At 69.8% G+C, this 26,876-nt stretch carries 27 protein-coding genes and 2 pseudogenes; 23 read left to right on the forward strand and 6 right to left on the reverse strand.

Annotated elements, in window-relative coordinates; all coding sequences use genetic code 11:
- Positions 1–578: pseudogene (locus BCY76_RS20745) on the reverse strand (ABC-ATPase domain-containing protein); the annotation flags it as partial.
- Entirely contained in the window at positions 490–1,158 is a 669-nt protein-coding gene (locus tag BCY76_RS11730) for a GntR family transcriptional regulator (protein WP_070159632.1), read from the reverse strand. The pseudogene BCY76_RS20745 and the gene BCY76_RS11730, both read right to left, overlap by 89 nt.
- 129 nt (positions 1,159–1,287) lie before the next feature.
- Between BCY76_RS11730 and BCY76_RS11735 the strand changes: the two genes are divergently transcribed.
- From BCY76_RS11735 to madM, 3 genes are all read left to right on the forward strand, one after another.
- Positions 1,288–4,164: an AMP-binding protein gene (locus BCY76_RS11735; protein WP_085437717.1), complete on the forward strand. Its 2,877-nt coding sequence runs from the start codon at positions 1,288–1,290 to the stop codon at positions 4,162–4,164.
- A gap of 94 nt (positions 4,165–4,258) precedes the next feature.
- Positions 4,259–4,660: a malonate transporter subunit MadL gene (gene madL, locus BCY76_RS11740; protein ID WP_083277439.1), complete on the forward strand. Its 402-nt coding sequence runs from the start codon at positions 4,259–4,261 to the stop codon at positions 4,658–4,660.
- Between the two features lies 1 nt (position 4,661).
- Positions 4,662–5,423, forward strand: coding sequence for a malonate transporter subunit MadM (gene madM, locus BCY76_RS11745; RefSeq protein ID WP_070159611.1), 762 nt, complete (start codon positions 4,662–4,664; stop codon positions 5,421–5,423).
- Here madM and BCY76_RS11750 read toward each other — a convergent pair.
- From BCY76_RS11750 to BCY76_RS11760, 3 genes are all read right to left on the reverse strand, one after another.
- Entirely contained in the window at positions 5,354–7,561 is a 2,208-nt protein-coding gene (locus tag BCY76_RS11750; protein WP_085437718.1) for an MMPL family transporter, read from the reverse strand. The genes madM and BCY76_RS11750 overlap by 70 nt on opposite strands.
- A gap of 76 nt (positions 7,562–7,637) precedes the next feature.
- Entirely contained in the window at positions 7,638–8,141 is a 504-nt protein-coding gene (locus BCY76_RS11755) for a TspO/MBR family protein (RefSeq protein WP_237090119.1), read from the reverse strand.
- Positions 8,138–8,656: a MarR family winged helix-turn-helix transcriptional regulator gene (locus tag BCY76_RS11760; protein WP_237090120.1), complete on the reverse strand. Its 519-nt coding sequence runs from the start codon at positions 8,654–8,656 to the stop codon at positions 8,138–8,140. Before BCY76_RS11760 ends, BCY76_RS11755 begins: the two co-directional genes overlap by 4 nt.
- 87 nt (positions 8,657–8,743) lie before the next feature.
- Between BCY76_RS11760 and BCY76_RS11765 the strand changes: the two are divergent.
- A pseudogene (locus BCY76_RS11765) lies at positions 8,744–9,201 on the forward strand (GNAT family N-acetyltransferase).
- Positions 9,202–9,225: 24 nt separating this feature from the next.
- Here the strand turns inward: BCY76_RS11765 and BCY76_RS11770 are convergent.
- The gene (locus tag BCY76_RS11770; protein ID WP_085437719.1) at positions 9,226–12,435 is read right to left on the reverse strand and encodes a beta-phosphoglucomutase family hydrolase; all 3,210 of its coding nucleotides are present in this window, start codon (positions 12,433–12,435) and stop codon (positions 9,226–9,228) included.
- Positions 12,436–12,834: 399 nt separating this feature from the next.
- Here BCY76_RS11770 and BCY76_RS11775 point away from each other — a divergent pair, with 399 nt between their 5' ends.
- The 19 genes from BCY76_RS11775 to BCY76_RS11865 all read left to right on the forward strand — a co-directional run bounded on the left by BCY76_RS11775 (position 12,835) and on the right by BCY76_RS11865 (position 26,846).
- Entirely contained in the window at positions 12,835–13,782 is a 948-nt protein-coding gene (locus BCY76_RS11775; protein WP_070159605.1) for an acyl-CoA thioesterase, read from the forward strand.
- Positions 13,783–13,828: 46 nt separating this feature from the next.
- Positions 13,829–14,083 carry a hypothetical protein gene (locus BCY76_RS11780; protein ID WP_085437720.1) on the forward strand — a complete coding sequence of 85 codons (255 nt, stop codon included), beginning with the start codon at positions 13,829–13,831 and terminating at the stop codon, positions 14,081–14,083.
- A gap of 58 nt (positions 14,084–14,141) precedes the next feature.
- Complete coding sequence (locus tag BCY76_RS11785) at positions 14,142–14,969, forward strand: hypothetical protein (RefSeq protein WP_070159600.1); 828 nt, start codon at positions 14,142–14,144, stop codon at positions 14,967–14,969.
- A 746-nt stretch (positions 14,970–15,715) separates the two neighbouring features.
- Positions 15,716–16,402 carry a response regulator gene (locus BCY76_RS11795; RefSeq protein WP_070159595.1) on the forward strand — a complete coding sequence of 229 codons (687 nt, stop codon included), beginning with the start codon at positions 15,716–15,718 and terminating at the stop codon, positions 16,400–16,402.
- A gap of 142 nt (positions 16,403–16,544) precedes the next feature.
- Complete coding sequence (locus BCY76_RS11800; protein ID WP_070159593.1) at positions 16,545–16,781, forward strand: hypothetical protein; 237 nt, start codon at positions 16,545–16,547, stop codon at positions 16,779–16,781.
- A gap of 65 nt (positions 16,782–16,846) precedes the next feature.
- Positions 16,847–17,092 carry a hypothetical protein gene (locus BCY76_RS11805; protein WP_070159590.1) on the forward strand — a complete coding sequence of 82 codons (246 nt, stop codon included), beginning with the start codon at positions 16,847–16,849 and terminating at the stop codon, positions 17,090–17,092.
- Positions 17,092–17,997 (forward strand): sensor histidine kinase, encoded by a 906-nt coding sequence (locus BCY76_RS11810; RefSeq protein WP_070159588.1) that lies wholly within the window; start codon positions 17,092–17,094, stop codon positions 17,995–17,997. The genes BCY76_RS11805 and BCY76_RS11810 overlap by 1 nt, the downstream gene beginning before the upstream one ends.
- 68 nt (positions 17,998–18,065) lie before the next feature.
- A complete protein-coding gene (locus BCY76_RS11815; RefSeq protein ID WP_085437721.1) occupies positions 18,066–18,782 on the forward strand; it encodes a response regulator transcription factor in 717 nt (238 codons plus the stop codon).
- Positions 18,783–18,890: 108 nt separating this feature from the next.
- Positions 18,891–19,064, forward strand: coding sequence for an aureocin A53 family class IId bacteriocin (locus tag BCY76_RS18170; RefSeq protein ID WP_170922678.1), 174 nt, complete (start codon positions 18,891–18,893; stop codon positions 19,062–19,064).
- A 199-nt stretch (positions 19,065–19,263) separates the two neighbouring features.
- Positions 19,264–19,689 (forward strand): PH domain-containing protein, encoded by a 426-nt coding sequence (locus BCY76_RS11820; protein ID WP_085437722.1) that lies wholly within the window; start codon positions 19,264–19,266, stop codon positions 19,687–19,689.
- A 139-nt stretch (positions 19,690–19,828) separates the two neighbouring features.
- Positions 19,829–20,866: a PH domain-containing protein gene (locus BCY76_RS17615; protein WP_170922679.1), complete on the forward strand. Its 1,038-nt coding sequence runs from the start codon at positions 19,829–19,831 to the stop codon at positions 20,864–20,866.
- Positions 20,827–21,192 carry a hypothetical protein gene (locus BCY76_RS11835; protein WP_170922680.1) on the forward strand — a complete coding sequence of 122 codons (366 nt, stop codon included), beginning with the start codon at positions 20,827–20,829 and terminating at the stop codon, positions 21,190–21,192. The genes BCY76_RS17615 and BCY76_RS11835 overlap by 40 nt, the downstream gene beginning before the upstream one ends.
- On the forward strand, positions 21,171–22,079 hold the full coding sequence (locus BCY76_RS11840) for an ABC transporter ATP-binding protein (RefSeq protein WP_085437724.1): 909 nt from the start codon (positions 21,171–21,173) through the stop codon (positions 22,077–22,079). The genes BCY76_RS11835 and BCY76_RS11840 overlap by 22 nt, the downstream gene beginning before the upstream one ends.
- Positions 22,080–22,082: 3 nt before the next feature.
- Positions 22,083–22,910, forward strand: a complete 828-nt coding sequence (locus BCY76_RS11845; protein ID WP_085437725.1) for a hypothetical protein — start codon at positions 22,083–22,085, stop codon at positions 22,908–22,910.
- 95 nt (positions 22,911–23,005) lie between these two features.
- Positions 23,006–23,161, forward strand: coding sequence for a hypothetical protein (locus BCY76_RS18175; protein ID WP_170922681.1), 156 nt, complete (start codon positions 23,006–23,008; stop codon positions 23,159–23,161).
- A gap of 435 nt (positions 23,162–23,596) precedes the next feature.
- Positions 23,597–24,373: a CPBP family intramembrane glutamic endopeptidase gene (locus BCY76_RS11850; RefSeq protein WP_085437726.1), complete on the forward strand. Its 777-nt coding sequence runs from the start codon at positions 23,597–23,599 to the stop codon at positions 24,371–24,373.
- A gap of 10 nt (positions 24,374–24,383) precedes the next feature.
- Positions 24,384–25,724, forward strand: a complete 1,341-nt coding sequence (locus BCY76_RS11855; RefSeq protein WP_070159562.1) for an MATE family efflux transporter — start codon at positions 24,384–24,386, stop codon at positions 25,722–25,724.
- Between the two features lie 52 nt (positions 25,725–25,776).
- A complete protein-coding gene (locus BCY76_RS11860; RefSeq protein ID WP_070159560.1) occupies positions 25,777–26,340 on the forward strand; it encodes a hypothetical protein in 564 nt (187 codons plus the stop codon).
- A 119-nt stretch (positions 26,341–26,459) separates the two neighbouring features.
- Positions 26,460–26,846, forward strand: a complete 387-nt coding sequence (locus BCY76_RS11865) for a hypothetical protein (protein ID WP_201791125.1) — start codon at positions 26,460–26,462, stop codon at positions 26,844–26,846.
- The last annotated feature ends 30 nt before the right edge of the window (positions 26,847–26,876 follow it).

Below are 26,876 nucleotides of genomic sequence, written 5' to 3' on the forward strand. Positions count from 1 at the left end.
GGCCGCGGCGGCGCGGATGCGTCGCCCGGCCGCCGGCAGCGCCACATGCAGCCGTGCCTCCACGTGCTGGGCGCCGATCACCACGCTGGTGCGTTCCAGCACCTGCTGGCCGGGTCGTCGATGCTGATCGACCCGTCCCCAGGCCGACCGGGGGAGAGGCGGCGGGCCGCCTCCGCCACCCGCCGGGTCAGGAAGTCGGCGACGGCGGTGCGTCCCCGCGCATCGGCGGTCAGGTCCTCCGGGAGGTCCGCCGCGTCGCGGTCCAGCTGCACGCGCATCAGGGACGGCGGGGCATACGGGTCCACCTGGACGTGGTCCACGAGCAGCCGGAGGCCGGTGGTCTCGGCGTCGCCGGGAGGGAGCTCGTGGGTTCCGCGCAGCTGTTTGTAGCCGGCGTAGCCGCGGCCGTCGAGGGTGGTCAGCGTGTGTTCCAGGGCGCTGCGGTCGGGCAAGGGGCCTCCTTTCGCGGGTGGGTGTTCCCTGGGTGGGTCATTCCGGCGAGGCGCTGAGGTGGCGCCACGTGCGGACCAGCTGGCTGAACTCGGTGACCTGGACCAGCACATGGGAGCGAGCCGCATCCTCGGCGACCTCGGCCTGACCGGCGCGGACGGCGTCGGCGATGGCCCGGTGCTCGGCCAGGGACCGGCGCATCCGGTCCGGGACCCGCAGCTGCAGGCGCCGGTAGGGCTGCAGGGCGCGCTTGAGCGCGTGGGCCTGCTGGCGCAGGTACTCGTTGCCGCAGGAATCGTAGAGGATGCCGTGGAATCGGGCGTTGGCGTAGTAGTAGCCGTCGGCGTCGCCGGCGATGGCGTGGTCCTCGCAGTCGCAGACGGCCCGTTCGAGCTCCTCCAACGCGTCGGCCTCGATGCGCCGGGCGGAGAGGCGGGCGGCCATGCCCTCCAGCTCCGCCATGACTTCGAAGCGCTCGGCCAGCTCGGAGATGCTCAGCTCGGTCACATAGGTGCCCTGCTTGGGGCGGATCTGCACCAATCCGGAGCGTTCCAGAGCCTGCAGCGCCTCCCGCACCGGGGTCCGGGAACAGCCGAACTCCTGCTCCAGCTGCGCCGGGTCCAGGCGTTCGCCGGGGCGGTGCCGTCCGTCGACGATCGCGTTCTCCAGGGCGTCCCGCACGCGCTGGGACTCTGGGATCCGAGCCATGGCCACCTCCGAGGTTCAGGGTATCCGACCGGCCATCCTGTGGCGCAGGTCACGTTCATGCTCTATAGTCCCTGTTATATACATCACGGCGTGTGATGTACAACGTCGACTCGTCGAGGGAGGATCGCCATGGGACGTCAGGACGGATGGCTGCTCGCGGACCTGTTCCGCGCCCTGCGTCGCCGGGGCGGGGAGGGCGCGGCGACGCAGGAGCCGGAGGCCGCCCCGCTGGACCAGCTCCTGGCCGCCTGCGAGGTCCTGATGAGCGACGTCGGGGAGGCCTCGCTGCGGGCGGTGGCCGCCCGGGCGCTGCAGGCCTACGCTCAGCTGGATGACGCTGGCCGCCTGGCCTTCTTCACCCACATGTTGCAGGACCACGGGGCTGATGACGACGCCGTCCGCGCCGCCTATCAGGCCTGGGAGCAGGCCGACGGGCAGCGGCGGGATGCCGCACTGACCCGTCTGTTCGACGTCGTCGAGCCGGCCCGTCAGCAGCTGCTGCGGCGCATGAACCACGCTCCGGATGCGACCGCCGCGCTGGTGGCCATGCGGGCGGACCTGCGCAGGCTGTTGCCGGAGCATCCTGAGCTGCGGCCGGTGGACCACGACTTCCGGCACCTGCTGGTCTCCTGGTTCAATCGAGGCTTCCTGCGCATGGAGGAGATCACCTGGGATTCTCCCAAGGAGCTCCACCAGCACCTGCTGCGGTTCGAGAAGGTCCACCCCATGGAGGGCCGTGCGGACCTGCGTCGGCGGCTGCAGCCGAAGGATCGCCGGTGCTTCGCGTTCTTCCACCCCGCCACCGGAGAGGTGCCGCTGATCTTCGTGGAGGTGGCGCTCGTGGAGGGCGTCCCGCGCCACATGGGGCCGCTGCTGGAGCCCGGTCCCGCGCTGAACCCCGCCCAGGCCGACACCGCCGCCCTGTACTCCATCAACAACTCCCTCGAGGGGCTGGCCGGCATCTCCTTCGGCAGCTTCCTGATCAAGCAGGTCATCGACGAGGTCAGCCGCCAGCTGCCCCATCTGCGGCGCTTCGTCACGCTGTCTCCCATCCCGGGCTTCCGCGGCTGGCTGGAGTCCCAGGACGATCCGGAGCTGCTCCACCTGGCCATCGAGCTGGCTGCACATGATCCCCGTGCTGCGGACCCTGACGCTGAGAGTGCCGGCGCGCCCGCCCTGCGTGAGCGGCTGCTGCCCGTCCTGGCCCGTTACATCACCGCCGAGCGGCGCGGGGATGGTCGGCCGCTGGACCCGGTGGCCCGGTTCCACCTGGGCAACGGGGCCGCCGCCTGGCAGCTGCACTGGCCGGCCCACAGCTCGCCGGCGGCGCGCGCCCAGTCCTACGGGGCGATGATCACCTACCGCTATGAGCCCGAGCAGCTCGAGCGACGCCACGAGGACTTCGTGCGGCGGCGCGAGGTCGCTGTCGACGGCCCGCTGGCCGAGCTCATCCCTGACCGACCCGACACTCCGAGAGGATCCGCCCCCATGGCCGACGACTTCACCCCGATCCACCGTTCCTTCGAGGCCCAAGCGGCCCGCCAGCCCGAGAAGGTGCTCTTCCACCTGCCCGACGGCGGCACCCTGACGTATGCGGAGACCGAGCACACGGTGCGGCGGATCGCCGCCCGGCTGCTGGCCGACGGCGTCCAGCCCGGGGACCGGGTCGCCGCGCAGGTGCAGAAGTCGCCGGAGGCGCTGGCGCTCTACCTGGCCACCCTGCGGGTCGGCGGAGTCTTCCTGCCGCTGAACACCGCCTACACCGGCACGGAGATGGACTACTTCATCGGCGACGCCGAGCCGCGCGTGCTGGTCTGCTCCCCGGAGCGGGAGCAGGAGCACGCCGCCCGGGGCGGGGATCAGCTCATCGTGGAGACGCTCGGCACCGCAGGCGACGGCACGCTGCTGACCTCCGAGACCACCGTGGAGGAGTCCTATGCCGCCGCCGCGGACACCCCGGCGTCGATCCTCTACACCTCCGGCACCACCGGACGGTCCAAGGGGGCGGTGCTCACGCACGGGAACCTGGCCTCCAACTGCCGGGCCCTGCTGGAGGCCTGGCAGTACACGGACCAGGACCGGCTCATCCACGCGCTGCCGATCTTCCACATCCACGGGCTCTTCGTCGCCGCCAACATGACCCTGGTGGCAGGAGCCTCCTTCCACTGGCTGCCGTCCTTCGACGCCGAGGCCATCCTGGACCTGATGCCCACCTCCACCGTGCTGATGGGGGTGCCCACCTTCTACACCCGCCTGCTCGCCTCCGAGCGGCTGACCCCGGAGACCTGCGCCTCCATGCGACTCTTCGTCTCCGGCTCCGCCCCGCTGCTGGCCAGCGACCACGAGGCCTTCGAGGCCGCCACCGGGCACGCCATCCTCGAGCGCTACGGCATGACCGAGACCGGCATGAACACCACCAACCCCTACGACGGCGCCCGCAAGCCCGGCACCGTGGGGAAGCCCTTCCCCGGGGTGCAGATCCGGGTGACCGACCGGGAGAGCGGCGCCGAGCTGCCCGACGGCGAGGTCGGCCTGGTGGAGGTCAAGGGCCCCAACGTGTTCGCCGGCTACTGGCGCATGCCGGAGAAGACGGCCGCCGAATTCCGCTCCGACGGATTCTTCATCACCGGGGACCTCGGCCGGATCGACGAGGACGGCTACCTGTGCATCGTCGGCCGTGACAAGGACCTGGTCATCTCCGGGGGCTACAACGTCTATCCCAAGGAGATCGAGGAGCGCATCGACGCCCTGGACGGCGTGGCCGAGTCCGCCGTGATCGGCGTGCCGCACCCGGACTTCGGGGAGACCGTGGTGGCCGTCGTCGTGCCGCAGGCCGGAGCCGCCCTGGAGCCGGAGCAGATCCTGGCCGGGATCCGCGAGGACCTCGCCCGGTTCAAGCAGCCCCGAGCCGTGAAGATCGTCGAGGCGCTGCCGCGCAACGTCATGGGCAAGGTCCAGAAGGCCGAGCTGCGGAAGCAGTACGCGGACCTCTTCGTCCCCGCCTGATCGGGACGACAGGGGCCGCCCGGGTGCAGAAGCAGCACCGGACAGAAGCAGCACCGGACAGAAGCAGCACTGAACCGCAGGACAGGAGAACATCATGGTGCTCTACGGAGTGGCCGCACTCGCGCTGTGCATGCTGGTCGGCATGCTCGTCGGCGAGGTGCTCGGCGTCGTCGTCGGCGTCGAGGCGAACGTCGGCGGAGTCGGCTTCGCGATGATCATGCTCGTGCTGGTGACCGACAAGCTCCGGCGGATGGGGAAGTTCCCGCCCGCCTCGGAGCAGGGGGTGATGTTCTGGTCCGCCATGTACATCCCCATCGTCATCGCGATGGCCTCCACGCAGAACGTGGTCGAGGCCCTGGCGGGCGGCCCCATGGCCATCCTCGCCGGTCTCGGCGCGCTCGCGGCCGGGGCGGCCCTGGTGCCGGTGCTCGCGCGGGTAGGGGAGAAGGCGGAGCCGCTGCCCCCGCTCACCGAGGCCGAGAAGCAGGAGGTCTGAGGTGGATCTGCTCGTCTCCGTCTTCGAACGCAACGACCTCCTGGTGGCCTTCGTGGTCATCGGCGGGCTCATGATGGTCTCCGGCTGGCTGTCCAAGACCCTGACCCGCGGCCGCCTGCAGGGCAGTGCGATCGCCATCATGCTGGGGCTGGTGCTGGCCTACTGGGGCGGCTCCGTCACCGGCGGGGAGGCCGGGATGGCCGACATCGCCATCTTCAGCGGGCTCGGGCTGATGGGTGGGGCGATGCTGCGCGACTTCGCCATCGTCTCCACCGCCTACGGGGTGGACCTTCAGGAGATCAAGCGCGCCGGGCTGGCCGGGGCGCTCTCCATCATCCTGGGCGTGCTCGTCTCGTTCGCGGTCGGGGCCGCCGTCGCCGCGGCCTTCGGCTACACCGATCCGGAGTCCATGGCCACCATCGGCTCCGGGGCGGCCACCTACATCGTCGGCCCGGTGACCGGCACCGCCGTGGGGGCCAGCTCGGACGTCATCGCGCTCTCCGTGGCCGCCGGGCTGGTCAAGGCCGTGGTGGTCATGGTCGGCACTCCGCTGATCGCCCCGTTCATCGGGCTCAACAACCCCAAGTCCGCGATGGCCTACGGCGGCCTGATGGGCACCACCTCTGGGGTGGCCGGGGGACTGGCCGCCACCGACAAGCGGCTGGTGCCCTACGGAGCGATGACCGCCACTTTCTACACCGGCATGGGGTGCCTGCTCGGGCCCTCGGTGCTGTACGTGGCGCTGCGGGCGATCGCCGGCTGAGCCAGCCGGGAGGGCCACCACATCCGCCGACCCAGCTCCACGCCGAGCGCCGGCACCAGCAGAGTCCGCACGACGAACGTGTCGATGAGTACGCCGAGCGCGACCAGGAAGGCCAGCTGCACCATGAACATCAGCGGCAGCACGGCCAGGGCGGCGAAGGTCGCCGCGAGCACCAACCCGGCCGAGGTGATCACCCCGCCGGTGACGACCAGGGCATGCAGCAGACCCTCCCGAGGGTCGCCGCGCAGGGTCTCCTCCCGGGCCCGGGTCATCAGGAAGATGGTGTAGTCCACGCCGAGGGCCACCAGGAACATGAAGCCGAACAGCGGGACCGTGGGGTCCGCGCCGGGGAAGCCGAGGACGTGGTTGAACACCAGCGCGGAGACCCCCAGCGCGGTCAGATAGGACAGGACGGTGGCGACCACCAGGATCACCGGCGCCACCACGGAGCGCAGCAGCACCATGAGGATGATCAGGATCGCGACCAGCACGATCGGGATGATCACCATCAGGTCCCGCTGAGCCGTGGTGGTGGTGTCCAGCTGAGTGGCGGTGGTGCCGCCCACCAAAGCCTCCCCCTCCAGGGCGTCCAGCTGGTCGCGCAGTGCGACGACGGCGGACTCGGCCTCCGAGGAGTCGGCGGCTGAGTCCAGGGTCGCAGAGATCTCCACCTGCCCGTCCACCTGGCGGGCCTGCGTGAGATCCCCGGCGGGAGCGCCGTCGGCGTCCACCAGGTGCGCCTCGGCCACTCCCTCGACGCCGGCGACCAGCTCGAGGGCCTGATCGGCCTCCACCGCCGGGACGAAGATCTCCGTGGGGGCACCGGTGCCCGCGTCGAAGTGCTTCTCCAGCATGGTCTGGCCGGCCTTGGTGTCCGTCTCGCCCAGCACCACCTCGGACTGGTCGATGCCGTCGGCGCGCAGCTGGGTCACGCCGGCCGCGCCCACCAGGAGCACCAGGGTGACGACCACCCAGATCGGACGGGGGTGGGCTCCGACCCACGAGGCCGTCCAGGCCCACAGGCCGCGGGAGGGGGTTCGGTCGGCGTCGTCGGTGCTGTGCCTGGTGGGGGAGTCGGTGGCGTGCGGGACGCGCGGCCAGAAGACGCGCCGGCCGGTCAGCGCCAGCAGTGCGGGCAGGAAGCTCAGCGTGGCGAGCATGGCGAAGACGATGCCCGCCGCGGCCACCGGGCCGAGTGCACGGTTGGAGTTCAGGTCCGAGACGAGCAGGCACATCAGCGCGACGGCCACCGTGCCTCCGGAGGCCAGAATCGGTGGAGTGGAGCGCTTCAGCGCGGTCCACAGGGCGGCGTGCCGGTCGGCCGCCCGCAGCAGCTCCTCCCGGTAGCGGGCCACCAGCAGCAGCGAGTAGTCCGTGGCCGCACCGATCACCAGGATCGACAGGATCCCCTGCACCTGGCCGTTGAGCTGGATCCACTCCAGCCGAGCCATCAGGTAGACCACGGTGATCGCCGTGCACAGCGCGCCCACCGAGGAGAGCAGCACCAGCAGCGGGAGGAACGGCGAGCGGTAGACCACGATCAGGATCAGGAACACCGCGACCACCGCCACCAGCAGGAGCATCCCATCGATGCCGGCGAAGGCCTCGGAGAGATCGGTGGACAGCGCCGCCGGCCCCGTGACATGGGCTGACCACGCCGCCTCGTCCAGCTCCCCGGCGACGGTGGCGCGCAGCGCGTCCACCGCGCCGTCGTCGACAGCGCCCTCGGCCAGCAGTACGATCAGCTGCACTGCGCCGGAGTCCTCGGCAGGCACCGGCCCGATCACGTCGGTCACCCCGTCCAACCCCTCGAGGGTGGACGCCAGCTCAGCGGCCTCGCCCATCGCGGTCTCGTCCAGCGAACCGGAGGTGCCGCCGTCGTGCTCTGCGATGACCGTGGCCGGCACAGCATCGGAGTCGGCGAACTGCTCCCGGAGCTCACCGGCTCGGGTGGACTCGGCATCGGCCGGGAGGAAGGTGGCCTGGTCATCGGTGGTGACCTCGGAGATCGCCCCGAACGTGGGGCCGCCGGCGCCGGTCCACGCCAGCCAGGCCAGGACGAGGACCACCGGCAGGAGCAGCCGTCGACCCCAGCGGGAACGGTGGGAGAGGCGAGAGGGATCGGCGGCGTGCAGCATCGAAGGCCCTGTTCTGTGTGGGGAAGGTCGGGATGGAGAGGGAAGAGGGGTCAGTTCATGACCGCGATGGAGAGGTTCAGCGTGGACGCGTAGAGGATCCACGCCAGATACGGCAGCAGTAGCATGGAGCCAGGCCGCGCACGCGGCGGAAGGCCAGGATGGTCGCCACGACGGCGGCGATCATGGCCACGATGACGGCGAAGGCCAGCCACAGCGCGGCGGAGCCCCAGAGCGGGTATGCGCCGAAGAAGATCGGAGTCCACAGGCCGTTGAGCACCAGCTGGACTGCGAAGAGGCCCAGGGCGCGGGAGCGTCCGGGCGAGGTGCGTTCCCGCCACACCAGCCAGGCTGCGAGTCCCATCATCAGGTAGAGCACCGTCCACACGGGTCCGAAGACCCAGTTCGGCGGGTTCCATGGGGCGACGTCGGCCTGGGCGTACCAGCCGTCGATCTGCTCGGAGGTCAGGGCGCTGCCCAGGAACCCCACTCCCACCGGGATGGCGAGGAGCACCAGCAGCGCGAGGAGCTGGCCGGCCAGGCCTGGCCGGCGTGAGGTGGCGTCCGCGGAGTATGTCGTCATGAGTCCTCCTGGGGTGAGGCTGTGGTGGGTTCGGGCAGCGGGGCGACCATCGAGTCCGCCAGTGCGGTGAGGAACTCAGCGATGAGCTGGAGCTCCTCGTCGTTGCGAGCGTCGATGACCTCTCGCATGGCGGCCAGTCGTGCGCCGAAGTGGTGCTGGAAGGAGCGGCGAGCCAGGTCGGTGAGCTCCACGACACGCGAGCGCCGGTCACGGGGGTGGGGGCGCCGCCGCGCGTGGCCGGCGTCCACCAGCCGATCGACCAGCACGGTGGCCGAGGCCGTGGAGATCTGCAGGTGGCGGGCGATGTCCTGAGGCGTGACCGGCTGCCCCTGACGCTCGCGGATCACCAGCATCCGCAGGGCGGCCACGTCTGATGGGTTCATCTCCATGGGGCCCTTGAGGGTGTTGTGCATGCGGTCCATGGAGTCGCTGAGCACCTGCACCGCCTCCAGGGTGTGCAGGACCTCGGGTCGCGCCCGGCCGTGTCCGGCGGAGTCCTTCGGTCGGTCTCTCACGCATCCATTTGACTAGATAATCTAGCTAATCGTCAAGCGCGGAGTGGGCGAAACGCCGGTGAAACATGCTCCGCACACACTGGTGCCATGCACATCCGCACTGATGACCCGCATACGCCTGACGTTCAGGGGCTGATCCTCGAGCATCTGCAGGAGATGCACGCGACCTCACCTCAGGAGAGCGTGCACGCCCTCGGCCTGGACCAGCTGCGCGCCGACGGCGTCACCCTGTGGACCGTCCGTCAGGACGACGGCGAGCTGCTGGGCTGCGGGGCGCTCAAGCGGCTGGACTCCCGGCATGGTGAGATCAAGCGATGCGCACCGCCGTCGTCGCCCGCGGGCGGGGAGTGGCCGGTGCGCTGCTGGAGCACCTGATCGGCCACGGCCGCGGCCACGGGCTCCGGCGGCTGAGCCTGGAGACCGGCACGCAGGGGCACTTCGCCCCCGCGCGCCGGCTCTACGCCCGGCATGGCTTCACCGAGTGCCCGCCCTTCGGCGAGTACACCGAGGATCCGCACAGCGTGTTCATGACGCTGCCGCTGTGAGTTGGCTCAGGGCCATGGAGGTGCTCAGGACCTCGCGTGGGCGCGCGCCTGGTGCTCCAGCGGGACGGTCCACCGCTCGCCCGGGCTGAGCTGCTTGCGCTTGCCCTCCACATTGAGGTCGATCGGCTCCGCCGATCCCTCGGAGAGCTTCAGCGTCACGTTCTGGTGGTCCATGTGCACCAGGATCGGCTGGTTGCGGTACCGCATGCGGAACGTGGCCTCCGGCAGCTCGTCCGGCAGCAGCGGGTGCAGCCACAGCGCATCGGCGCGGGTCTCGACCCCTGCGTAGCAACGGATCACCATGTCCACGGTGCCGGCCATCGCGCCGAGGTGGATGCCTTCCCGGGTGGTGCCGCCCTGGGTGTCGGCGAGGTCGGCCTCCAACGCCTCCTTGAACAGGTTCCAGGAGCCGGAGCGGTCGAAGCGCGCGGCCACCCAGCCGTGCACCAGGCGGGAGAGCGTGGAGCCGTGCGAGGAGCGGGCCAGGTAGTACTCGATGGTCTTCCCGAAGTCCTCGATCGGCACCTCGTAGCCCATGTGCCGCATGGTGTCGATGAGCTCCTCGGAGGAGAACAGGTAGCACAGCATCAGCACGTCGGCCTGCTTGGAGAGCTTGTACCGGTTGGTGGCGTCACCCTCGGCCTGCAGGATCAGATCCAGACGTCCGATGTTGCCGTACTTCGCCTTGTAGCCCTCCCAGTCGAACTCCAGCAGGTCCTCGTAGCCGTCGAACTGGCTGATGACCCCGTCGGCATGGAAGTGCACGCGCAGCCGCCGGGAGATGTGCTCCCAGTGGTCCAGTTCGTCCTCGAAGATGTCCAGCCACTCGGAGAGCGGGTCGTCCCGGGAGTCCAGCTCGCGGACCAGCCGTGCGGTGTGCCGCAGCATCCAAGAGGTCAGCACATTGGTGTAGGCGTTGTTCCGCAGACCGGATCCGGGGGTGTCCGGGTAGCCGTCGTGGTACTCGTCGGGGCCCATCACACCCTCGATGTCGTACCGGTCGGCCTCGGTGTCGTACTGGGTCAGGGAGACGAAGAAGCGGCTGATCTCCACCAGCATCTCCGCGCCGTAGTCCGCCAGGAACGTGTAGTCCTGCGTGGTCTCGAAGTACTGCAGCACCGAGTACGCGATGGCCAGGGAGACGTGCCGCTGGCGGTGCGAGTTGTCCGGCATCCACGCCTGGGACCGCGGGTTCCACAGCTCGGTGGGGGTCTCCTCGCGGCCGTCGGAGCCGGCCTGCCAGGGGAACATGGCGCCGGCGTGCCCCTCGGCGCGGGCCATGGCGCGGGCTTCGCCGAGGCGCCGATACCGGTACATCAGCAGTCCGCGGGTCAGCTCCGGACGCCGCAGGGTGAGCATCGGGTAGACGAACATCTCGTCCCAGAACAGATGCCCCCGGTAGCCCTCGCCGTGCAGGCCGCGGGCGCCGACTCCGGCGTCGAGGTCGCGGCGGGCGCCGAAGGCGGTCTGCAGGACGTGGAAGGTGTGCAGGTTCAGCGCCATCTGCTGGCGGGAGGAGCGGGAGCCGATGGAGACGGCGAAGCGGTGCCACAGCACGCCCCACATCTCCTCGTGGTAGGTCAGCATGGTGCGGAAGCAGGAGGCCCGCTGGACCCGCTTGACCGCGGAGTGCCACACGGTGGAGATCGCGTGGTCGTGGGAGTTCGCCACCGAGGCGATCTTCTCCAGGGTCACCGGCGTGCCGGCCTCGAGGTTGATGGAGATGTCATGCCCGGCCACGAACTCGCCCTCCGAGACGGGGCGGCGCATCGGGTTGGTGTTCCCGGTGGAGGTCACCGAGGTGCGGGTGGCGACGGCGACCCGCACCTGGGACTGGTTCGTCATGGTCTCCAGCAGGACGGTCTCGCCGTCGATCTCCCGGGAGTCCACGGCGTCGAGGTGGTGTCCGGCCAGCTCCCGGTCTGCGGCGACGTTGCGGTTGGCGACGCGCCCGTCGATCATCGAGCGGACGGTGACGTTGCCGGACCAGTTCTCTGCCTCGATCTCCATCTCCAGGGCGGCCAGCTGGACCCCGGCCATGGACTGGAACTGGCGGGTGGTGAGACGGGTGCGTCGGCCGTGCAGGTCCTGGAAGCGGGTCACCCGGGTGAGCAGCCCGCGGCGCATGTCCAGCTCCTGGCGGTAGTCGATGAGCTCGGGGGAGCCGGGCAGCAGCGGGTTCCCCGCCTCGGGGGTCACCTGCAGGTAGGTCCAGTCCGGGATGTTGACCATGTGCTCGGTCTCGACCGTCTTGCCCATGATGTCGGTCTTGAGCCGGTTGAACACTCCGGCGATGTAGGTGCCGGGGTAGTGGGTGGCGTCGGCGGAGGTGCCGGGGACGGCGCCACGGGTGCCCCAGTAGCCGTTGGCCAGGGCGCACAGGGCCTCCCGGGTGGGCTCCTCCTTGGGGTCGTACTCGTCATAGGCGAGCACCCAGTCCGGGTCGAAGGGCTTGGTGGTGCGTGTCGCCAGGTTCATCACGGACAGGTCCGTGACGACGACGTCGGCGCCGGCCTCCTTCAGGCGCCGCGGGTCCTCGCCGCGGTTGAGCCCGACGACCATCCCGTAGTTCCCGCGGTGTCCGGCCTGCACGCCGGAGGCGGCGTCCTCGATGACGATGGAGTCCTGGGCCTCGACACGCAGCAGCGTGGAGGCGTGCAGGAACATGGCCGGGTTCGGCTTGCCCGGCAGGTTCATCTCCAGGGCGTCGGTGCCGTCGACGATGGCGGTGAAGGCATCGAGCAGCCCGGCCACCTTGAGCACGTCGCGGCCGTTGCGGGAGGAGGTGACCAGGGCGGTGGGGATGCCGTCCTCGCGGAGCTGGTGGATCAGCTCCACGGTGGTGGGGAAGACGTCGACGCCGTCGCGGGCCAGCACCGCCTCGAAGAAGCCCTGCTTGCGGGCGGCCAGGCCGTGGATGGTGAGCTGGTCTGCGGCGTCGCCCGGCTCACCCTCGGGGACGAACACGCTGCGAGCCTGCAGGAAGGTCCGCACCCCGTCCTCGCGCGGGCGGCCGTCGACGAAGTTCAGGTAGTCCTCGTCGGTGAACTCGGGCTGCGGCTCCCCGGTGATCTCCTCCAGGGCGGTGTCGAAGAGCTCCTTCCACGCCGCGGCATGGACGCCGGCGGTGTCGGTGACCACCCCGTCCATGTCGAACAGGACGGCGCGGAAGTGCCGCAGGGCGTGACGCTTGGCCTCGGCGGAGTGCCGGAAGGGGTTCTCGAACGGGTGCATGGATACCTCACGGGGACTGTGGGCGATCAGGGCAGGGTGATCAGGTCGGCGTTCAGGACGGGGAGCCGGACCGGGGGTCCGGCGGGGTCGTGATGCGGAGCTGAGGTCTTCCTCATGCCGTACCGTCGGCAGGTGCCCATCACGGGGCCTGGTGCCTCGGCGGCGTCTCATCGGACGCCGGGCTGGCCTTGGGCTCGAACCCCATCGTAGGCAGTTTCGGCGCCGGGCCACAGGGTCAGCAGGATATCGGCCCATGAGCGTCCGGTCACATCGACGCCCTGGCGTGTTGTCGGGGCGTGCTGCCCGGGGTGTTGCCGGGTGCAGGATGCCGGGTGGTTCCGCCCGGGTCTCTCGTGCCGTCCCTGCCGTGCGGGCGCCGGTGGTGCTAGCGTCAGGGACATGTCGCGGCGCAGCACGATCGAACTGACCTTCCAAGAGGTCAAGGGCACCTCCAAGGAGACGACGGTGGCCGGCGGCGTCGTCGTGGACTGGATCGACAAGACCGCCTATGCGTGTGCGGCGTCGTGGACCCGCACCGCGTGCGTGACCTCCTATGTGGGCAATATGCACTTCACCACGCCGGTGCCGCGGGACACGCCTGTCACCGTGCAGGCGCGGGTGGTCCACACCGGGCGCACCTCCGTGCACATCCAGACCCGGGTGCTGGTGCAGCACCCGGAGCAGGGCTGGCTGGTGTGCACCGAGTGCTACATGATCTACGTGGCCGTGGGCGACGACGGCGAGGCGGTCACCGTGGCGCCCTTCGAGCCGAGCTCCGATCTGGAGCTGCGGCGCAGCGTGGACGCCACCCAGCGGATGGTCTACCGCCGACAGGTGGAGGAGACCATCAGCTCCATGCCCGAGGACATGGGCACCTCCGAGGCGCTGACCCTGCGGTTCCTGGCCGACACGGATGAGAAGTACCCGGACGGCAAGATCCGCGGCGGTGCGGTCATGAAGTGGATGGACCGGGCCGCCGAGATCTGCGCCGAGCGGTACTCGGGCTATGACGTGGCCGCGGTGCTCACCGGGGGCGTGCGGTTCTACCGGCCCATCACCACCGGGGACCTGGTGGAGGTGGACGCCCGGCTGGTGCTCACCGGCTCCAAGTCCATGCACGTGCTGGTGAGAGTCCGGGCCGGGGCGCGCTGGGAGAAGCATCCGGAGGTGGTCGCCTACGGCCTGCCGGTGATGGTCGCACCCGACGGCGCTGGCTCTGCCCGGCACATCACCCCCTGGCAGCCGATCAGCGACGAGGACCACGCCATCGCGGAGAAGGCCCGTCGGTTGCGGGACCTGCGCAATGCGACGCTGCTGTCCCCGAGCCCGCTCATCAGCTCCGGCTGAGGGCCGCTGGAGGCAGAGGGGCTAGACGAGGCAGAGGAGACTGGTGATGCGGCAGACCAGGAGCCAGCGGCGGTGGGGCGCCGTCCAGGGTGCCATCGCCGGGGTGGCTGTCCTGCTGCTGGGCCTCGCCCTCGTCTCCGGTGACGTTCACGTCGGGTCGGTGACGGTGGAGCGCAGCGTGCCGGTCGGCGTCGTGGTCCTGCTCTGCGGAGCGGCCTACGGAGTGGGCTCCGCCCTGACGTGGAGGCGTGCCCGACCGGGCCGGACGGAGGATCTGGCCGACTCTGGACGCCCTCGGTAGGATCACTGTCCTCGCAGCGTGAGGCGCCTGAGGCAGTGCGCCGGGGGAGGGGACGATCATGACGCAGCCGCCGCAGCACCAGCCCTACGGACAGCACCAGCCCTACGGACAGCACCAGCCCTACGGACAGCAGCCCGGCTGGTCCCAGCCCGGGTATCCGGGGCCTCCGCCCGGCGGTCCGCACCCCGGCTACCCGATGCCGAGCAGGCCGCGTCCGACGCGCGGGCCGCTGCCTATGACACTGGGCATCATCGGCGGCGTCCTCCTGCTGGGAGCTGTGGTGCTGTTCGTGCTGGCGGTGACGGTGTTCCGCTCCACGGTGCCGTTGGGGGTGTTGGACAGCGACGGCGGGCCCGGCGCCGATGCGCTGATCAGCGGGGATCCGCCCCTGATGGCCGAGGCGCAGCTGGAGGCGGGGGAGAGCTACATGCTCTATGTGGTCCGCCCCACCGGTGCCAGCGCTCCGGGGCTGAGTGAGACGCCCGAAGTCGTCTCGCCCAGTGGGGAGAGAGGGTCGATGCGGTGGGCGGAGATCAGCTCCACCGCCACCCAGGGCGGCTCGAGCGCGGTGGGGGTGAATAGTTACTCCGCCGAGGAGTCCGGCCTGCACGAGTTCTCGATCAGCGGTTTCACCGACCCCGCCCTGGACGGATCGGGGGAGGCCTTCGTGGTGCTCGCCCCCGGCGGGGACTTCGCAGGTCTGGCCAGTGGGGTCTTCGGCGTGCTCGGTGCCGTCTTCGGCGGCATCGCCCTAGGGACCATCGGCCTGGGGCTGCTGATCGCCGGGATCGTCGTCGGCGTCGTGCGGCGACGCCGGCGCCGCGAGCAGGAAGGCGGGACTGGTCCGGGTGGGCTCCTAGGGCAGGGGCCTCGCCCAGCGTGGTGAGTCTCCCGCTGGCCACCTGTGATCACAGCGCGCCCACTAAGGGCAGTCCTGCCTCATCACGAGGGTCTGGTCGTGGGAATCGCCCTGTCAGATGATGCTGGTAGGAGACTCGTGACCTCCTAGGTTCGGGATGCCCTCTGACGTGGGCGGATATGACCTTTTGGGCAATGGTGCCGCCATGATTCACCTCTCTATTGTGAAGGGGGACGTTGAGGGGAGCAGGTCGTGGTGCCGATGGTCGAGGTGGTGAGGCAGGACGCCGCTGGTCTGCTGCGCCGCCGCTGCGTCCGACGCGGAGCCCTGTTCGGTGCGGTGCTGTACCTCGTCCCCGGCACGTCGCTCTCGGCCATCATGGCGTGGAGTCCTTCGGAGGGCACGGCCGCGGGGCAGTCCTTTCTTCTCCAGTGTGCAACGTTCGGGATGGTCCCTGCGCTCTGTGTGGTCGTTCCGCTCGTGGCACGACTGCTGCACCCGGCGGTGCGGCCCCACGGAGAGCTGGGGACGTACACGCTGGCGAGTCCGCATCACCGCTGGTGCGTCGTCGTGGGAGGCGCAGCGCTGGTGACGGGCGCGTCGTGGAGAGGCACGGCGTGCCCGAGATGTCGGGTGCTGTCCTCCAGGACGATGGGTGAGCTGCTGATCTGCTGTGATACTGAACAGTGACGAGTGTCGACCAGGACGAGTGTCGACCAGGACGAGTGTCGCCCAGGGCGAGACGGCGAACATGATGAGACGGAGGAGATCTGGTGGCCGAGGCCGAGACGACGCGGGTGCTGATCGTCGATGACCATGCGCTGGTCCGTGACGCCCTGCGGCTCTACCTGATGTCCGCGGAGGACATGGACTGCGTCGGAGAGGCCGCCGACGGCGCAGAGGCTGTGGAGCAGGTCGCCGACCTGACCCCGCACGTGGTCCTGATGGACATCCAGATGCCACGGGTGGACGGCGTGGCCGCCGCTCGCGAGATTCGCCGTCGATGGCCGGAGGTCGCGGTGCTGGCGCTGAGCACCTTCTCCGCGGAGCATCGGGTGGTGGAGATCCTGCGGGCAGGCGCCGTCGGCTACCTCATCAAGGATGCCCGCAAGGACCGCATCCTCGACGCCGTGCGGCAGGCTCGCGAGGGAGCGGTTCCGCTGTCCGCACGGGTCGCAGAGCTGCTGGCGCTCAGCGTGCTCGCTGACCGCTCGGCCTTCGAGGCTGCCGTGCAGCGGGCACAGCCTGTGCCGCAGCTCCCCCCGCGGGAGAGGGAGGCGCTGGGTCTGGCCGCCCGCGGGTTGAACAATGCCGAGATGGCGGCGGCGATGACGGTCACCGAACGGACGATCAAGGCGCACATGGCGAGCCTGTGTCGACGTCTCGGCGTCCGGGACCGCGTCCAGCTGGTGATCCGGGCCTTCGAACTCGGGATCGTCGAACCGCAGCTGGGACGCTGATGGTGGGCCCGCCGAAGGAAAGACTGTCCTTTCGGCCAATGTTCAGGAATCGTTCAGCTCAGTAGACTCGGGGCCGCTCGTCATGCCTCGATCCGCAGCGCGTGATCGTCGGCCTCATCACCATCCTGAGGGGGAGAATCCCATGTCTGTCTCACCGGTCCTATCACTCGTCTCCGTCCTGCTGCTCATCGCCGGAGGGCCGGTGAGCAGCAGTGGGGCGACGACTGCTGCGCCTGACCATGGGTCCGCGCCGAGTCATGTGATCGCCACGGCCGGGGCGGAGAACGTGCGGGCCGTCGTGGAGCGGATCGAATCGATCCCTGACTCTCGCTGGCTGCTCTGCAAGCGAAACTTCCTGCCCCCGGCCTTCTGTCGGTGACTCGCCGCCGGGAGCCGCCCACCAGGGTGAGCGAAGAGACGCTGCAGCCAGGCCGAGGACTTCTGGTGCCCTTCACTCTGGCGGTCTGCGGCTTCGTCCTGGTCGACCTGGTCGCTGCGTCGGCGACGGAAGGCTTCGGCCACGCCGCTGCCGACGTCTGGGGCCTCGCGCTGCTGATCTGCTGTGCCGCGCTGACCTGGGTGCGGGTGGAGGCCGCGGCATGGACCGCCGTCGTCGGCTCGCTGGTCCTGACCGCATTTCCCGGGATCTCCGTGCCCGGCTGGCTGCTGCCCCTGGCCTTCTTGGCCTGATGTCCACGTGCGTCGGGCGGTGGCACAGCCGGTCCTATCTGGTCGCCGTCCTGGTCCTCGGAGTGCCCTATACCGTGGCGGACTACGGGGTCGTCGAGCGTGTGCTGTGGTTCCTCTGGACCTTCCTCATCCCGGGACTCATCGCCTACGCCCTGGGGCGAGGGTTCCGGCGGAGCCGCGTGGAGCGTCGGCGGCAGGAGGAGCGCCTCGAGGAGCAGCAGGTGGCCCGGGACCGGGCTCTGCAGGATCAGAAGAGGCACATCGCCCGAGACCTGCACGACATCGTGGCCCATGACCTCACGGTGATCTCCATGCACGCCCAGGCGCTGGACGTGGACTCCGCGGATCGGCTGACGCGCGCTGCCCTGGAGACCATCGGGGCGTCGTCGTCACGGGCGCTCCAGGATCTGCGACGCCTGCTGGACGTGCTGGACGATGAAGGTCTCATCGACGCAGAACCTTCGGACGCCGCTGTCATCCACCTCGAGGACGAACTGCAACGGTGCTCGGCGACCCTCCAGGACCTGGGATTCCGCGTGGAGTGTGACGTGCAGGGGAATCTCGACGGGCTCCCGCAGTCCCTGCAGACTGCCCTCAGTCGGATCCTTCAGGAATGCACCACGAATGTGATCAAGCATGGCGCCGCCGATCGGGACGGGCTGGCTTCGCCGGACTCCGAGCCGGACTGTGTGGTCCTGCTCGACGCCTCGTCCTACGAGGTGACCCTGGCTGTGAGCAACAGGGTGCCGCAGTCTCCCAGGCCCTGCGACGGGGGAGGCCTGGGCCTGGTCTCGCTGGCCGAGCGGGTGGACCAGCTGGGCGGCCGCTTCGCCGCTGGTCTGAGGGAGGGCGGCCGCTGGGAGGCCCGAGCGGAGAGCATCAGCATCTGTCGCTATGAGAAGTGACGGAAGGAAGCAGAACACTGTCCTTGAGGACGATGTGAGCAGTCTGCGCCGCGGCCTAACGTGGTCGCATGGTATTGCCCCTGATCCTCCTCGACATCGACGACCCTCGCGCCGCCTCGTCGGCTGAACGGCAGGTCCAGGCACTGGGGTTCTCGTGGCTGCGGGTCGGCTCCGGAGGTCGGCTGGGACATCACGTGGCGAAGTCCCAGAGTTCGGTGGCCGCGGCCGTCCTGGATACGTGCGACGGGCCCTGTGCGACCGTCGAGGCGGTGCGCTCCTTGCGCGGCGCGTTCGGGGCGCACCTGCCCGTCGTCGTGCTCCTCGATGAAGGGGGCGAGTCAGCCTTGCGGCCGCTGATCCGCGCAGGGGTCGAGAGCCTCATCGATCCTCGTCGTGTGGCGCAGGACGTGGGGCGGGCTGTCACGCATGCACTCCGCGGCGAAGCGTTCATGTCTCCTCGGGTGCTCGCAGAGGTCTGTGACCTGCTGAGGAGGACTTCCGAGCCTCGTCATCGCAGGAGGCTCAGCCCGGCGCAGGACCTGACGGCTCAGGAAGGCTGCGTGGTCGACCGGCTGCTGCTCGGCATGTCCAATGGGGCCATCGCTGAGGAGCTGGACGTCACCGAAGCGACCGTGAAATCGCATCTGAGCCAGGTGATGAAGAAGTGGCGCGTGTCGAGCCGTCTTCAGGTCGTGCTCCACGCGATGCGGGCGGAGATGGACGTCAGTCCTGTCGTGGAGACCCGCATCTTCCCTGAAGACTCCCCAGCTGCGACGAAAGTATGAATAAAATGGGTATTGAGTACAGTTTTTGGAATGAGGCAGTATTCATAGATTTGTTGACGTCATCCAGGAGATTGGATGATCTAAACATGTCTATGAAAGGTGTAATACATGCTGAGCTTCATCAGGTACGTTCTGCAGCAGGGGTGGCGCTACGGTGCGCGGGCGGTGCGGGCCGCCGCCGACTGGGCACGGGCGAACTGGCCGAGGGTGCGCACCTGGCTGCAGGGTGCGTCCGCGGCCGAGGTTCTGCGGATGATCCTGGAGATCCTGGGGTACCTCTGATCCCGGACCGCATCGACGGCGGCCGGCAGGCGTCCCGCTCGGGGTGCGCCGGCCGCCGCGGCGTGGAGACGGCATCGTGAGCGGACACGCTGTGACAAGGACAACGACAGCGACAGCGACAGCGACAACGACAACGACGACGGCGCCCGCGGCGCCGGATGCCGAGGAGTGCGCTCTGCCGCATCAGACCCTGAGTCTGATGAACCGCGTCGCCGTCGTCGCCGGCATCGCATTCTCCACCGGTGGTGCTGGCCTCGCACTGCTGCTGCTGTCCGGGGACCTCGCTCTCTGGTGCGCCGTCGGCGTGCTGGTCCTGGGGGCGCTGTCCACGGTGATCGATGTCATCGTCATCAATCCGCTGCGCGTGCGGCACACCCGCTACAGCATCACGCCCTGGGTCATCAGAGTCCGACGAGGACGGCTCCTGCGTCGCGGCACGGCCATCGCCACCGCTCAGCTGCTCAACGTCACGGTGGTGCAGGGGCCGCTGCTGCGACGCTGGGGCCTCGCCCGCGTTCGATTCACCTGCATCGCGCATGTGGAGCCGCTCGGGCCTGTGCGGCTCGAGGAGGCGGAGCGGATCCGTGCTGAAGCGCTCGGCATCTATCTGGGGGTGGGCCGATGACCAGGCGTCACCAAGGACGACGGCTTCGTCCCTCCACGATGGCCGCCGCGTACCTGGGGGAGGCTCCTCGCCTGGTTCTCCTCGCCTGCGGCCTGGTCATTGCGATCAGGGTTCCCCCCTCCTGGCTGGGACACGCCCCATGGTCGTGCTCGCGCTTCTCCTGCTGGGAGGGCTCGTCGGTCCGGCCTATGGCTGGGGGTCGCGGCGCTATGCCGTCACCAGCACCGGCCTCACCGAAGTCCGGGGCCTGTTCCGCATCCAGACCCGCAGCCTCGCATGGCGGGACATCTCCTCAGTGGAGGTCCTCGCTCCCTGGAATGCGCGCCCCTTCGGTCTGCGGGTCGTGGTGCTCGGCGCGGACGGCTCGGCGGACAGCACGATCCGGATCGAGGGGGTCCCCGTCGCGGATGCCGAGGACATCTCGCAGAGCGCGCGCCTGGGACACAGGGGGCCTCGGGGCGGCGAGGATCCTGCGCGCGTGCAGACCTCACGGTCGCAGGCTCCCGCCGACGAGGACCGCATCCACCGATCCAGCAGCCTCGACCTCATCATCTCAAGCCTCTGCTACGGACAGGCGGTCGTTCTCGCCGGCGCCGTCGTCGGAGCGGCAGTGCAGATCATGGAGCTCGCCGGCCACAGCGCCGAGGTGGTGCAGGCGCTGGCGACCCGTCCTGGTCCTGTCCTGGCGCTGCTGTGTCTGGTCGGTCTCACTGCAGGGGCGGTGCTCACCGCCGTCCGGTTCCATGGGCTCACGGTCGCCGTCGAGGATGGCAGGACCGTGCTGCGCCACGGACTGATCTCGACGACCACTCGGATCATCGGTCGAGACCAGGTCGTGGGGGTGCAGGTCCGGCGCAATCTGGTGGAGATGCTGCTGGACCGGGCGCGGGTCTCCCTGATCACTGCGGACTCCTCTCAGCAGTGGGACAGCAACCTGGCTCTGCCCTCGTTGTCGCGCCGGCGGATCCTCGTGCTGATGGCACGGCTCGCCCCCGGTGCGAGGATCCCTCCGCCCTTGGTCGCGCCTGGGCCGGCGGTCCTTCCGGTGAGCCTGGCACTGGCCCTCCTTCCCGTCGCCGCGGGATCGGCCGTCGCATGGGGCGCGGCGCAGTGGTGGCCGGCCGGGCCCTCATGGCCATGGCCGTCGGGGCGGCGGTGCTGCTGCTGGGGCTGCTGATGACGCGGTGGTGCGCCGCACGGCTGGACACCGGCGACGCAGAGGCCGGCGTTCTCGCGTGGAGCACCGAGCTGGGCGGACAGACCATACGACTGCTGCGGTGCTCCGCAGTTCACGTGCTGACCACCGCCCATGTTCCGGGGCGGCGTGGGCTGCGTCTGATCACCGTGCACTACCACTCCGGGATGCCACGCGCGTGCCCGGCACTGACCACGTCCTCGGACGCCTCCGAGGCCATCACCCGTGCGGTGGGGGAGGCCGGTCCGAGGATCGCCCTGCACCGCACTCGAGGAAAGGCCGCATCATGTTCATCATCGACAGCCTGACGAAGACCTATGGAGGCAGCACCGTCCTCGACGACGTCTCCTTCTGCGCACCCGACGGCGCGATCACAGGCTTCGTCGGCCCCAATGGGGCGGGCAAGACGACCACCATGCGTATCATCACCGGGCTCACTCATGCCACCGCCGGGCATGTGGAGGTCGGCGGGGAGCCGTTCCCAGCAGCTCAGCGCCCGGCACGGCGGCTCGGGGTCTTCCTGTCGGCAGAGGGCATCCCGCCGAGCATGACCGCCCATGCCTACTTGGACTACGCCTGCCGGACCCAGGGAATGCCCACCTCCCGGGTCGCCCAGGTCCTCGCCGACGTCGACCTGAGCTGGGCGGCGCACCATCGGGTCACGTCCTTCTCCTTGGGGATGCGGCAGCGGCTCGGAATCGGAGCCGCAACTCTGACCGAGCCGTCGCACCTGATCCTGGACGAACCAGCCAACGGTCTGGACCCTGACGGCATCAGGTGGTTCCGAGACTTCGTGCGAGCCTCGGCCGACTCCGGGGTGAGCATCCTGCTCTCCTCACATCACATGCGGGAGCTCGGTGCGGTGGCCGACCAGGTCGTCATGATCGACGGCGGCCGCATCCTCGCCCACGGGTCGCTGCAGGAATTCCTCGCCGCCGCCCAGGCGCAGCACGGTGAGCAGCAGGTCGTCTATCTGGAGGTCTCGGATCCAGACACCGCCCGGCATGCGTTGCTGGCCCAGGGCATCACGGTGGAGCGGCAGCATCACGGGCTCATGGCGCACGGCGTGCCCCCGGAGCGGCTGGCCGCGCTGGTGGTGGAGTCCGGCGTCGGGCTCACCCACCTGGCCGCGCAGGCCCAGTCCCTGGAAGACACCTATTTCACCCTGCTGGGTGCCTCGAACGGAAGGAACTGACCCATGCACACTGCTCAGAAAGAGGCGCGTGGGAGCATCGGAGACGTCCGCGGACGGCAGACGGCCTTGATGGTCACTCGCGCCGAGATGCGCCGACACCTGCGGCGGGGCGGCATGCGCGGCGGCATCATCACGGCTGCTTCCCTGGGCGGAGGCCTCGGGCTGCTGATGCTGCTGATCGACAACGCCATGGATGGCGAGAGCATGCTGTTCCCGGTGATCGCCGTGGGAAGCGGTGCTGCGCTCGCGGCCTTCGTCCTGGCAGTGGCCACCGTGTTCCGCGTGGGAAGAGATGAGCAGGGGCAGATCGCACTGGCACTCACCTTGGTGCCGGACCGTCGGCGGCTCTACCTGGCCCGGGCGGCCGGATTCAGCCTCGTCGGAGCTGCGACATGCGCCGCCGTGGCCGTGGTGCTGTGCGCGACGGCTCTGCTCCTGCACGCCGGCGAGCCCGAGGTGCGGTGGAGTCTGCTGGCCATCCCCCTGGCGCTCTGCGGAGGGAGCCTGGCGGTCCTGTTCGGCTTCGGCCTGACCTCCCTGGTGCGTCGGTCCTCCGCCGGGATCCTGCTGTTCATCGGCGTCGTCGTGGTCCTGCCGCTCGGCTTCTTCGCGGTCGGATTCTCGCTGCCTGAGAGCATCGCCCCGGCGGCCGAGCTGCTGGCGATGAACACGCCCCTGCCGCATCTCGCCGAAGCCTTCGACGCCTCCTCGATGCCGAACCCCGAGTCCAGCGGGACGGACATCTTGGCGGGGATGACGGGTCTGCTGGCCTGGGGTCTGCTGCCGACCCTCGCGGCATGGCCGATCTTCAACCGCGGGGAGGCGCGATGACGCGGGACGAGCCCACTGGCCGGACGAGCGGTGCCGCACCGGAACCTGTGGCGCGCCATCGACAGGGCCCCTCCTCGGCAGGAGCAGTCAGCGCGGTGGTGCTGTTCGTCGTCATGCTGTCCATGCATCTCCTGCTGGCCCAGGCCACCGAGCTGGCAGGATGGGCGCGCACCGTGCTGGCGTTGGGAGCGGGTCTGGTGGCGGCGACGGCCACCCAGCACCTGGTGAGCAGGTCTCGCCGTCGTCGCTGAGCGGGGCCGGGCGAGCAGGGCCGGGACGTGCCCACGAGTCTCCGCCCTGAGGCTGACGTGGAGGTCAGCTCCATCTTCTACGCTGGGGCGATATGAGCACACCTCCGCAGGAGCCGGAACGCCACGGCCCCCGCCGCACCCGCCTGGCCCCCGCCGTACCCTCAGGCGCCCCATCTCTACGGCCACCCTCCCACCGGACAGCCCCACGGTCAGGGACCCTATGCGCCATCTGGGCCTGGGGCGGCGCCCTGGGGGACCCCCTACGCTCAGGGGCAGCACCCTGCGCCTCAGTACCCGACTCACCACCCGTCGCCGTTCCCCCCTCAGCCGCCGGCCCAGACGCCCCCGGACTCGAAGGACCGGTACTCGCGCGGCATCTGGCGGCAGCCGGACTCCCGGCCCGGTCGCTTCCTGTGGTGGGACCTGCTGCCGACGGTGCCGTATCTGGCCATCATCCTCGGCGCGAACCTCGTCACCATGATGTTCTTCCCCGGTGGGGACGAGGTCACGCTGACCAGCGCGGAATCGCGTCAGGAGTTCCTCATCAACGGGCTGATCTTCGGTTCGCTGACGGTGCTGATCCTGGCCGTCGCGGGCAAGGCCCTGTGGCGCTCACTGGTGGTCTTCACCCACCACGCCTTGGCCTGGCTGAAGCTCTTCCTCATCCCCGCGATGTGGCTGTCCATCGTGGTCCTCAATGTGATGCTGATGGCCCTGATCATGACGGTCACGGGGCAGGAGCCTGAGACCAGCGCCAATCAGGCCGGCATCGAGGCGATGCTGCAGGCCGTCCCGTTCTGGGCGGCTCTGCTGGTGCTCGGGCTGCTCGGTCCGCTCGTGGAGGAGTACATCTTCCGTCACCTGCTGATCGGCAAGCTCTCCCGGCATCTGAACATCTGGCTCTGCGCGGTGATCTCCGTGCTGCCGTTCGCGCTCATCCACGTCTCCTCGGAGATCATCTCTGGAGACCTGATGGGCGTGCTGACCACCGTGGTGCCGTATCTGACGATGTCGATCATCTTCACCCTGGCCTACATCTTCTCCGGCCGGTCTCTGCTGTTCGTCTGGTTGGTGCACGCGTTCAACAACTGCATGGCCGTCACCCTGCAGTACTGGCTCTCGCCGTTGCTGGAGGACATCGACGGCTTGGAGCCCACCGGCGTGATCCCGGCCCTCCTCCAGGCGGCCGCCGTGCCGCTGGGCGGGGCATGATCGCCTCCCCATGAAGGAGCTCACCACCGACCCGCGGCCCCTGCCGCGGCAGATCCTGGCCCTGGCCGTCCCCGCCCTGGGGGCGCTGGTGGCCGAGCCGCTGTTCCTGCTGGCTGACACCGCCATCATCGGCCGTCTCGGCGTCGACGAGCTCGCCGGCGCGGCCCTGGGCATCACCGTGATGCACACCGTCACCGGGCTGATGATCTTCCTGGCCTACTCCACCACACCGGCGGTGGCCCGCTACGTGGGCGCCGGGAAGCTGGCCAAGGCGCTGGCCGCCGGGCGGGACGGGCTCTGGCTCGCGCTGATCCTGGGCGTCGTACTGGCCGCCGCCGGCGTTGCGTTCGGGGAGGGCCTGCTGGCCTCCATGGGCAGCTCCGGGGAGATGCACAGCCATGCCTGGGACTACCTGGTGTGGTCCATGCCGGGGGTGCCGGCGATCCTGCTGGTCTTCGCCGCCACGGGGGTCCTGCGCGGCATGCAGGACACCACGACCCCGCTGATCGTCGCCGCCGCCGGGTTCGGCGCCAACATCGTGCTGAATCTGGTGCTGGTGCATCCGGTGGGGCTCGGCGTGGCCGGCGCGGCCATCGGCACCTCCATCGCCCAGTGGGGCATGGCGGCGGTCTACCTGGTGATCATCGTGCCCCGGCTGCGCGCCCAGGCGGTGTCGCTGGGGGTGGACCCGATCGGCCTGCGCCGTGCCTTCTCCGTGGGGTCCTGGATGATGCTGCGCACCGTCAGCCTGCGCGCGGCCATCGTGGCCACGGTGCTGGTGGCCACCGACCTCGGTCCGGACACCCTGGCCGCCCACCAGGTGACCTTCACAGTGTTCTCCACGCTGGCCTTCGTGCTGGATGCCCTGGCCATCGCCGCCCAGGCGCTCATCGGCAAGGAGCTGGGCGCCTCCCGCCTCGACGTCGCCCGGCGGCTCACGCGTCTCATGATCCTCTGGGGGCTGGGCTTCGGTGTGGTCACCGGAGCCGTGATCGCGGCGCTCGCGCCCGTCTCGGCGGGTCTGTTCACCCCGGACGCCCACGTGGCGGACATGATCACCGCCGCCCTGTTCGTCGTCGCGCTCGCCCAGCCGATCTCCGGCTACGTGTTCGTGCTCGACGGCGTCCTGATGGGCGCCGGCGATGTGAGATACCTCGCGATCGCGGGACTGGTGAACCTGGCGCTGTACTTCCCCGCCCTGTGGTGGATCTCCACCCGCGGGCTCACCGGAGTGGAGGCCGTGGTGTGGCTGTGGGTCGGCTACGCGGTGGTGTTCATCGGGGCCCGCGCGCTGACCCTCGGCCTCCGGGCCGCCGGTGGCCGATGGATGGTGGCCGGCGAGGTCCGCTGAGAGCTCGGCCGATCGGCTGAAGCCTCCGCGGACAGCGAGTAGACTCGCCTGCGTGCCAGTGAAGAGAATCCCCGCCCCCACCGCTGAAGCGCTGATCCGGCCGGTCTGGGTCCGCGCGGTCATCACCGCCGTCTTCGCCGCGGTGACCGTGTTCTGGCAGGACGAGACGCTCACCCTGCTCAAGGTCGCCGTGGCCGGCTACTTCGCCCTCGGCGCCACCGCCGTGTGGGACTACGCCAAGGACGAGGAGCTCGTGCCCGCCACGGTGCGCGGCCCACTGGCCCTGGGCGCGGCGGCCTGGGTCCTCTCGGCCGTCGCAGTGATCTTCGTGGGCACGACGACGGCGGCCGCTGTCATCGCCGGTGTCGGTTTCGTGGCGATGGGTGTGGCCGAGCTGGTGGCCGGGATCCGCGGGCGAGGGGCGTTCGTCCCGGCGCGCGACCAGCTGCTGCTCGGCGCCGTCGGGACCCTCACCGGGGCGGCGCTGCTGGTGGGCATGCAGCTCGACGTCCACGGCATCCTCGGCATCGCCGGCATGGGCGTGATCATCATGGCGGTGCTGCTGATGATCAGCGGCGGCGGCATGGTGCACGACGCCCGCCGCGGCCGGGACTGAGCACGACTCGCACGCGGTCTACTACACGGCGTAGAATGGCCGGGCGTCCGACGCGGACGCCGAGACCATCACCGGACGTCCTGGCAGACGTCCCCGTCTGACGAGGAACGAGGAGCCCTGTGGCAGAGGACAAGAAGGAGCGCCGCTCGCTGATCGAGTCGGTCAAGGCTCCGCTGATCTTCTCTGCGGCCCTGGCCTTCGTGGCCGGATTCGTCACCCTGATCTCCGCCTCCGGCGGCACGGACAACCCGGCCCGGGTGGACCTGGCGCTGATCGCGTTCGGCGTGGTGTTCATCGTCGCGCTGCTGGTGGTCTCCATGCTGCAGCTGGCCTCCCGGGACAATCCCGAGCACCTCTCCCAGGGGGCCGGGGTGAACCGGAAGTCTGAGGACCTCTACCGGCGGCAGGTGGCCGAGCGGCGTGCCGAAGCGGCCCGCAAGAAGGCCCAGGAGGCCCGTGAGGCCGAGGGCGACGAGCCGCGCTACGGCCGCGCCGAGGACGCCTGAGCGCTCGCACCGCCGTCGGGCTCTCGACAC

The organism is Nesterenkonia sp. PF2B19, assembly GCF_001758425.2.
Lineage (GTDB): Bacteria > Actinomycetota > Actinomycetes > Actinomycetales > Micrococcaceae > Nesterenkonia > Nesterenkonia aethiopica.

Excerpts from the sequence above, each read along its gene's own strand:
- BCY76_RS11730 (WP_070159632.1), bottom strand. The coding sequence starts at position 1,158 with ATGGCTCGGATCCCAGAGTCCCAGCGCGTGCGGGACGCCCTGGAGAAC.
- BCY76_RS11735 (WP_085437717.1), top strand. The coding sequence starts at position 1,288 with ATGGGACGTCAGGACGGATGGCTGCTCGCGGACCTGTTCCGCGCCCTG.
- madL (WP_083277439.1), top strand. The coding sequence starts at position 4,259 with ATGGTGCTCTACGGAGTGGCCGCACTCGCGCTGTGCATGCTGGTCGGC.
- BCY76_RS11750 (WP_085437718.1), bottom strand. The coding sequence starts at position 7,561 with ATGCTGCACGCCGCCGATCCCTCTCGCCTCTCCCACCGTTCCCGCTGG.
- BCY76_RS11755 (WP_237090119.1), bottom strand. The coding sequence starts at position 8,141 with ATGACGACATACTCCGCGGACGCCACCTCACGCCGGCCAGGCCTGGCC.
- BCY76_RS11770 (WP_085437719.1), bottom strand. The coding sequence starts at position 12,435 with ATGCACCCGTTCGAGAACCCCTTCCGGCACTCCGCCGAGGCCAAGCGT.
- BCY76_RS11775 (WP_070159605.1), top strand. The coding sequence starts at position 12,835 with ATGTCGCGGCGCAGCACGATCGAACTGACCTTCCAAGAGGTCAAGGGC.
- BCY76_RS11780 (WP_085437720.1), top strand. The coding sequence starts at position 13,829 with ATGCGGCAGACCAGGAGCCAGCGGCGGTGGGGCGCCGTCCAGGGTGCC.
- BCY76_RS11785 (WP_070159600.1), top strand. The coding sequence starts at position 14,142 with ATGACGCAGCCGCCGCAGCACCAGCCCTACGGACAGCACCAGCCCTAC.
- BCY76_RS11800 (WP_070159593.1), top strand. The coding sequence starts at position 16,545 with ATGTCTGTCTCACCGGTCCTATCACTCGTCTCCGTCCTGCTGCTCATC.
- BCY76_RS11810 (WP_070159588.1), top strand. The coding sequence starts at position 17,092 with ATGTCCACGTGCGTCGGGCGGTGGCACAGCCGGTCCTATCTGGTCGCC.
- BCY76_RS11815 (WP_085437721.1), top strand. The coding sequence starts at position 18,066 with ATGGTATTGCCCCTGATCCTCCTCGACATCGACGACCCTCGCGCCGCC.
- BCY76_RS18170 (WP_170922678.1), top strand. The coding sequence starts at position 18,891 with ATGCTGAGCTTCATCAGGTACGTTCTGCAGCAGGGGTGGCGCTACGGT.
- BCY76_RS11820 (WP_085437722.1), top strand. The coding sequence starts at position 19,264 with ATGAACCGCGTCGCCGTCGTCGCCGGCATCGCATTCTCCACCGGTGGT.
- BCY76_RS17615 (WP_170922679.1), top strand. The coding sequence starts at position 19,829 with ATGGTCGTGCTCGCGCTTCTCCTGCTGGGAGGGCTCGTCGGTCCGGCC.
- BCY76_RS11835 (WP_170922680.1), top strand. The coding sequence starts at position 20,827 with ATGGCCGTCGGGGCGGCGGTGCTGCTGCTGGGGCTGCTGATGACGCGG.
- BCY76_RS11840 (WP_085437724.1), top strand. The coding sequence starts at position 21,171 with ATGTTCATCATCGACAGCCTGACGAAGACCTATGGAGGCAGCACCGTC.
- BCY76_RS11845 (WP_085437725.1), top strand. The coding sequence starts at position 22,083 with ATGCACACTGCTCAGAAAGAGGCGCGTGGGAGCATCGGAGACGTCCGC.
- BCY76_RS11855 (WP_070159562.1), top strand. The coding sequence starts at position 24,384 with ATGAAGGAGCTCACCACCGACCCGCGGCCCCTGCCGCGGCAGATCCTG.